General features: G+C 34.9%; 6 protein-coding genes and 2 pseudogenes. 6 read left to right on the top strand and 2 right to left on the bottom strand.

All coding sequences use genetic code 11. From position 1 onward, the window contains the following. The first annotated feature begins 36 nt into the window (after positions 1 to 36). From CVS92_RS08325 to CVS92_RS08300, 6 genes are read left to right on the top strand one after another with little or no spacing between them, the layout of a single operon-like run. A complete protein-coding gene (locus CVS92_RS08325; protein WP_413784240.1) occupies positions 37 to 1383 on the top strand; it encodes a S41 family peptidase in 1347 nt (448 codons plus the stop codon). A 17-nt stretch (positions 1384 to 1400) separates the two neighbouring features. Then, positions 1401 to 2111, top strand: a complete 711-nt coding sequence (gene purC, locus CVS92_RS08320; RefSeq protein ID WP_107789133.1) for a phosphoribosylaminoimidazolesuccinocarboxamide synthase — start codon at positions 1401 to 1403, stop codon at positions 2109 to 2111. Positions 2112 to 2119: 8 nt separating this feature from the next. Then, positions 2120 to 2356 (top strand): phosphoribosylformylglycinamidine synthase subunit PurS, encoded by a 237-nt coding sequence (gene purS / locus CVS92_RS08315; RefSeq protein ID WP_107789132.1) that lies wholly within the window; start codon positions 2120 to 2122, stop codon positions 2354 to 2356. Continuing rightward, positions 2353 to 3018, top strand: coding sequence for a phosphoribosylformylglycinamidine synthase I (gene purQ, locus CVS92_RS08310; RefSeq protein WP_107789131.1), 666 nt, complete (start codon positions 2353 to 2355; stop codon positions 3016 to 3018). Before purS ends, purQ begins: the two co-directional genes overlap by 4 nt. Beyond that, a complete protein-coding gene (locus CVS92_RS08305; protein ID WP_107789130.1) occupies positions 3012 to 4307 on the top strand; it encodes an SH3 domain-containing protein in 1296 nt (431 codons plus the stop codon). The genes purQ and CVS92_RS08305 overlap by 7 nt, the downstream gene beginning before the upstream one ends. Continuing rightward, positions 4288 to 4962, top strand: coding sequence for a lysophospholipid acyltransferase family protein (locus CVS92_RS08300; RefSeq protein ID WP_234398726.1), 675 nt, complete (start codon positions 4288 to 4290; stop codon positions 4960 to 4962). The genes CVS92_RS08305 and CVS92_RS08300 overlap by 20 nt, the downstream gene beginning before the upstream one ends. 146 nt (positions 4963 to 5108) lie before the next feature. Here CVS92_RS08300 and CVS92_RS09305 read toward each other — a convergent pair. Continuing rightward, positions 5109 to 6041: pseudogene (locus tag CVS92_RS09305) on the bottom strand (methyl-accepting chemotaxis protein); the annotation flags it as partial. 147 nt (positions 6042 to 6188) lie between these two features. Then, a pseudogene (locus tag CVS92_RS09300) lies at positions 6189 to 7022 on the bottom strand (Cache 3/Cache 2 fusion domain-containing protein); the annotation flags it as partial. Between the last annotated feature and the right edge of the window lie 146 nt (positions 7023 to 7168).

Genomic DNA, 7168 nt, shown 5'->3' with positions numbered 1-7168 from the left:
AGAGATCTTATAAAGGTTGAGTCTGTCTATGCAAAAATGATAGAAAATGACAACATTCTTTATGTGCGTGTCACAAATTTTGACAAAAATGTTGTTACAAAGGTAAAAGAAGCAATTAAAGAGTATCTTATCTCAAGCGTAGCAGTAAATGCACTTTTTGCAAAGAGTGAAGACGAAGCAAGTGCGAAGCTTGAAGCACTTTCAAAGCTTACAAAAACAATTTCAACCGTTGAAAAATACTATGTTGATGACATTAAATTTAAAGAGATCATCGATAAAGCCATTGCTGGTTTAATGCAAAATTTAGACGCTCACTCAAGTTTTTTAAATGAAAAAGCCTACAAAGATATGCAGGTGCAAACAAGTGGAGAATTTGGTGGCCTTGGCATAACAGTAGGCATGAAAGATAGCGCACTAACCGTTATCTCACCAATAGAAGATACCCCAGCTGATAAAGCAGGTATAAAATCAGGCGACATTATCTTAAGAATAGATGGCAACTCAACTATCGGCACAACGATAGATGAAGCTGTAAATAAAATGCGCGGTAAACCAAAAACTCCAATAACTATCACAATTTTGCGAAAAGGTGAACAAAAACCATTTGACGTAAAAATAATAAGAGATCTTATAAAGGTTGAGTCTGTCTATGCAAAAATGATAGAAAATGACAACATTCTTTATGTGCGTGTCACAAATTTTGACAAAAATGTTGTTACAAAGGTAAAAGAAGCAATTAAAGAGTATCCAAAAGCAAGTGGCATCATACTTGATCTTAGAAACAATCCTGGCGGACTTTTAAATCAAGCTGTCGATCTAGTTGATCTTTTTGTAGATAACGGCGTCATCGTCTCTCAAAAAGGTCGTGACGCATCTGAAAATGTAGAGTATAAAGCAAGTGCGAGTAAAACTCTTTCAAAACTACCACTTGTTGCACTAGTAAATGGTGGAAGTGCTAGTGCTAGCGAGATCGTAAGTGGCTCACTTCAAGATCATAAACGTGCTGTAATAATCGGCGAAAACACCTTTGGCAAAGGAAGCGTTCAAGTAATCCTTCCAATAGACGACACCGAAGCACTAAGACTAACCATCGCAAGATACTACTTACCAAGTGGCAGAACTATCCAAGCAGTTGGCGTAACACCTGATGTTGTCGTGCATCCTGGCAAAGTACCGCAAAGCGACGATAGTGCATTTAGCATCAAAGAAAGTGAGCTAAAAGCACATCTAAAAAGCGAGCTAAACAAGATAAATCCTACAAGCGAGGGCAATAAAACTGAAGCAAAAGATGATAAAAAGATAATCACGCAAAAAAAAGTTGATGAAGATATTCAATTAAAAACAGCAATTGACACGATCAAAATTTTAAAAATAAAACAATAAATTAGAAGGAGATCTCCATGCAAAAAAGAGAGCTTATTTACGAGGGAAAAGGTAAAAAAATGTATGCCACAGACGATGCAAATTTACTTGTGGCTGAATTTAAAGACGATCTAACAGCATTTGATGCTCAAAAAAGAGGCAACGAAGCTGGTAAAGGCGCATTAAATAATAAAATTTCAACACAGCTTTTTAAGCTTTTGGAGAGCAAAGGCATCGTGACTGATTTAGTTGAGACTATCAGCGACACTGAGCAAGTAGTCAAAAAATGCGAGATCATACCTCTTGAAGTTGTTGTGAGAAATATCGCAACTGGCTCACTAAGCAAAAGACTTGGCATAAAAGAAGGTACGGTTTTACCTTTTACACTTGTTGAGTTTTACTACAAAAACGACGATTTGCACGATCCATTAGTAACAGATGAGCACTGTATCATTATGGGATTAGTAAAGAGTGAAAAAGATCTTCAAACTCTAAGACACACAGCAAGAGAGATCAACTCTATATTATTTAAATTTTTTGCCGAAAGAGATCTAAAGCTAGTTGATTTTAAAATAGAATTTGGTATCGACAAAGACGGCAGTATCATTCTAGCTGATGAGATAAGCCCTGATAGTTGTAGATTCTGGGATGCTAAAACTAATGAAAAACTTGATAAAGATAGATTTAGACAAGACCTTGGTAGCGTAAAAGTCGCTTACGAAGAAGTTTTAAGAAGAATTCTTTCTTAAGGACAAAGATGAAAGCTGTTGTAAATATAGCATTAAGAAGCGGGGTTCTTGACCCTGCTGGTAAAGCAGTGGAGCATGCTTTAAATTCTCTCGGATTTAGCGGTGTATCAAATGTCAGAATAGGCAAACAAATCGTTTTAGATATCGACGAGAGTGATAAAACTAAAGCAAAAGAGCAGCTAAAAGTGATGTGTGAAGAGCTTTTAGCAAATACCGTCATCGAAGACTATGAGATCGTGCTATGAAAGTAGCGATAATACTTTTTCCTGGCACAAACTGCGAAGAAGACACAGCTCACGCATTTAAATTACTTGGATGCCAAACACAGATCATTTGGCACAAAGAAGATAAAATAGATGCTGACCTGGTCGTGCTTCCAGGCGGTTTTAGCTATGGAGATTATCTAAGAACAGCTGCGATAGCTAAATTTAGCCCAGCGATGCAGGCTGTAAAAGAGCATGCAAAAAAAGGCGGCTATATCTTAGGAATTTGCAATGGTTTTCAGATGCTGCTTGAGCTTGGGCTCTTAAAAGGTGCGATGAGAAGAAATGAAAATTTAAATTTCGTCTCAAAATACCACCACCTAAAGGTAATCTCAAATAACAATAAATTCTTAGCAAATTTAGCCAAAAATGAGGTGGTTAATATCCCTATCGCTCATGGCGAGGGCAACTATTATACTGATGAAAATACTCTAAAAAGCCTTTATGACAACGATCAAGTACTACTAAAATACTGTGATGCTAAAGGCAACGAAATAAATCCTAATGGTTCAGTCGACAATATAGCTGGAATTTGCGATGAGAGCAAAAAGATTTTTGGTCTTATGCCTCACCCAGAGCGTGCTTGTGAGAAAATTTTAGGTACAGATGATGGCATGAAGATGTTAAAAGGTCTAGTTTGGTAAAACATTTTCTTTTTATCTCCCTACTCGTACTAAATTTATTTGCTGTAAATACCGACGAAGTAAGCGTTTTTGACATGATGGACGAAGCTAGGGAGGATAAATTTGTAAATAGCCCTACTTCAAATCCAAAAACTCAAAAACCGCCAAAAGAACAAGATTTTTCAAGAAAATTTGTATCACCACAGCCAGAACGTATCACTCCAGAGCAGATGCGAAACATCGTGCCAACAAACGAGCCAGATATTAGCGTTCCAGACAATCAAGTATATGACAAGATCAAAGTAAAAGAGCTTCTTTTAAAAGCCACAAATGTGCCAAAAAATGTTGTTATAGGAGAAATTTTTAGTGTTGAGATAGTGGCTGATACACAAAATGACTTTGAGTTTGAGTTTGAGACACAGCTTGATGAAACAAATATCAAATGGCTAAATAAGAAAAATTTTCAATGGGTAAAAAGCGAAGACAACAAATATGTAGGTACTTTTTATCTTGAGGCAACAAGCATTGACGCAAAGACTTTAAAAGTTAGCTTAGATCTAAAAAGAAATGGCGAAAACTATCAAAGCTCAAGTATAAATATCTTTTTACCAAAGCTAAAAGAGCTTAGAAGTGATGAGAACTACAACCACATCGTGGCTGATAATCTTGAAGTTAAGAAATTTAAAACGACTAAATTTGATGATATAAACAATATCATGGTTGTAGAAATTTATGGCAACAATGTCGATCTAAGTGCTTTTAATATTGAAAATAAAACGATATTAAAGCAAGGTGTAGATACGATAAATGGCGACTTTAACTCACAAAGTGCATATTATTTTGCAGTATTTAAGCCAAACAAAAAATCGCTTGACTTTAACTACTACAACCTAAAAAAGGCTAAATTTGAAAGTTTTTCTTTGCCGGTGAGTGTTGAAGATGACGATGTCAGCACACAGATCGGACTAAACCCAAAACAAAGTGAGTTTAGCACCTATAAAGATGTCACGATCTACTCTTGTGCGGTAATTTTTATATTATTAGCTATTTGGCGCAGAAGGCTTAGCTACTTTTTTGTGGCGGCTGTTTTTATCGCACTTGGAATTTACACCTACAACCCTTTTGGCAAAGCAGTACTTAAGCCGGATGTGAGCGTCACTATCCTTCCAACTAAAAATTCAACCGTTTTTTATACATCTCGCAAAAATGAAAATGTTGAAATTTTAGACACGAAAGATGACTACTCAAAAATTTTATTTGCTGATGGTAAGATTGGCTGGGTAAAAAAGGATAATCTTGTCAAAAATTAGAGCTTTATTTTTTGCTATTGAGTTTGTTATCAGTGTTGTTCTAGTCGTCTTTTTTATGTGGCTATTTAATGACAAAAATAGAGCCATAAGAAAATTTTGGGGAAGATCGCAAAGGTTTTTTGGTGGATATAAACTTGAAGTGATAGGCGATTTTAGTGATGAAGCAAATATCTTGCTCATAAACCACCAAAGTATGCTTGATATCATCGTCATCGAAGAACTTCACCCAAAAAATGTATGTTGGATCGCAAAGGCGCAGATCGGTAAAATTCCTATAATTGGTAAAATTTTAAGCTTACCAAAAATGATAGCAGTTGAGCGTGAAAATAAACATTCACTAATAAAGCTTTTAAGCGAAGCAAAAGATAGAGTTGAAAATGGTCGCGTTTTAGCGATATTTCCAGAAGGAACTAGATCTCAAACTAATAAGCTTTTGCCTTTTAAGGGTGGTGCAAAACTATTAGTTGAAAAGCTAAATTTAAAAGTTCAACCTATCGTTATAGTAGGAAGCGATGCTATGAAAGTAAAAGAATTTAGCTTTAAAAAAGCAGATATCAAGCTCTTTTGCCTTGATTTAGTCGATACTTCAAAAGAAAACTGGCTAGAGGCAACTAGAGAGAGTATGCAAAAAGTCCTAGACGAAAATAGAAAATAAATTTGGCTTTGCAAATTTACAAAGCCCCCTGCTTCTATATCATTATCTATAAAAATTTGATTTTATATACTAGAAATTTTTATCAATAAATTTAAAAAGGTCTAGCGGGAGCTAGACCTAAAAATATTAGCTTAAGAGGTAAGCTTTCAAGTCCTAAAGACACTAAGTTTTGAATTTAATGCATCTGTCATCTTGTTTAGATGTTCTGCTGCTGAAGCTATCTCTTCGACACTTCTAGCATTTTCAGATGAAATTTGGTTGATATTTGAGATACCTTCCATGATTTCATTTACATTTTTGCCAGTTGCGATGTAGTCTTGCATAGTCTTATCAGACATTGCTATAGCGTTATTCATCGTTTCACTCATAACATTTATAGTTTTTTCAACGTCGCTTGCCACGTGAGTTAACTCTTGGATCTGTTTAGAGTTTATACCCATTTGCTCGCTACTATCATTGATCGCTTGGACGATGACATTGATAGTTGCATTTATCTCAGTTAAACTCTTTTGAGTCCTCTCAGCTAGCTGTCTAACTTCATCAGCAACAACGGCAAAGCCACGTCCATGCTCACCTGCTCTTGCAGCCTCAATAGCTGCGTTAAGTGCAAGTAAATTTGTCTGATCAGCTATATCATTGATAACAACAAGGACTGATTTTACCTGCTCGGCATCACGGCTAAGCTGATCGATCTTATCAGCCATTTGATTTTCTACATTAGCAGAGTCAATAATCTGCGCTGATAGTGATCTTATAGCTTCAGTTGCCGTTTTTATATGTGTGCTTGCTTTTTGAAGATCGTCTTTGCCGGCCTGAGCTACTGCTAAAGATTCTTTCATATTTTCTTTCATTACTTTACATCTTTGATTTGTCTCTTCTACTATTTCAGTTGATTTTTCTACACGTTTGCCTGTCTGAAGAGATGTAGAACTAAGCTCATTTGCAACGGAACTATTTTCACTTGAAAGGTGCTTTGTATCACTTATTAATATTCTTATTCTTTCAATAAAATCATTTATATCTTTACTTATCTTAGCTATCTCGTCTTTACCATAAATAGGAATTTTAATTGTAAAATCAGATGTTATCGCATTTAAATTTGTTCCTAGTCTATCAATAGGATTTGCAACCATCTTCTTAAGCAAGAACATCGAAACAGCTATCAAAAGTAAGGTAACTATGACGCTTGCTATGATGAAATTTTTACTAACTACTTTTAATGGTGTTAAAAAATCATCAGTAACAGCTGAACCTAAAACCATCCAGTCTAGTTTATCAAATGACTCAAAAGCAACTATGCAGTCAACCCCATCAATTATAATAGGCTCAATACCCTTTCCTTTTTTAACAATATTATCCATAGTAGTTTTTAATTCGCTACTTAGCTCTTGATTTGCCTTAGTTGGATGAAAGTCAAATTTACCAGTTTTAGTATTGTAAAGAGAAAAATATCCATGCTTACCAAGTTTCATCTCAGAAAAAGTCTTTTTCATATTGTTTAATCCTTCGGTAGGATCATAACCAACAAATAAGATTCCTATTACCTCATTATTTTCAATAATAGGATCATAAATACTCATATAGTTGCGTCCAAATAAATTTACAACGCCTATATACCTCTCTTTATTCATGATATTTTTATAGGCTTGACCGTTTTTGTCAATCATCGTACCAACAGCTCTACTACCATCAGCCTTTGTCACCGATGTACTAACTCTTAAAAAATTATCACCCGATTTTGCAAAAATGGTTGAAATTCCACCTTTTGTAGCTTTATTAAATTTATCCAGAATATCGTAGTTGTTGTTTAAAATACCATTTTGAGATATTAGATCTATCGCCTCGTATTTGTCAGTCTTGCTCATCTGGTGATTAGTTGAAATTTTTCCAATCATCTCTTTAAAAACACTCATTATTAGCTCTGCACTACTTACATTATCTTTTTCAAATAATTTAACCGTATTCATAGCAAGCTGGACGTTTTGTTCTACTGTTGTAAGCACACCATCTTTTATCTCGCGCTCTAAAATATTTGATGTATATACAACAAAACATGTCATAGATACTGCCAAAACCGTAGCAATCGTTGCTGAAACTTTTACCAAAATGCTTCGTAAATTCATTTTGTCTCCTTTTTCTAAAAATTTTCGTCTTGATTATAGCACCATTTTAAATAAATTTTATACAAGAATGCATAATTAATAAC

This window comes from Campylobacter concisus (assembly GCF_003048555.1).
GTDB classification, from domain to species: Bacteria; Campylobacterota; Campylobacteria; order Campylobacterales; family Campylobacteraceae; genus Campylobacter_A; species Campylobacter_A concisus_AO.
Note: the sequence above shows the minus strand (reverse complement) of the source record. Positions and strands in the feature narration are given on the sequence as shown.

Excerpts from the sequence above, each read along its gene's own strand:
- CVS92_RS08325 (WP_413784240.1), top strand. The coding sequence starts at position 37 with ATGATAGAAAATGACAACATTCTTTATGTGCGTGTCACAAATTTTGAC.
- purS (WP_107789132.1), top strand. The coding sequence starts at position 2,120 with ATGAAAGCTGTTGTAAATATAGCATTAAGAAGCGGGGTTCTTGACCCT.
- purQ (WP_107789131.1), top strand. The coding sequence starts at position 2,353 with ATGAAAGTAGCGATAATACTTTTTCCTGGCACAAACTGCGAAGAAGAC.
- purC (WP_107789133.1), top strand. The coding sequence starts at position 1,401 with ATGCAAAAAAGAGAGCTTATTTACGAGGGAAAAGGTAAAAAAATGTAT.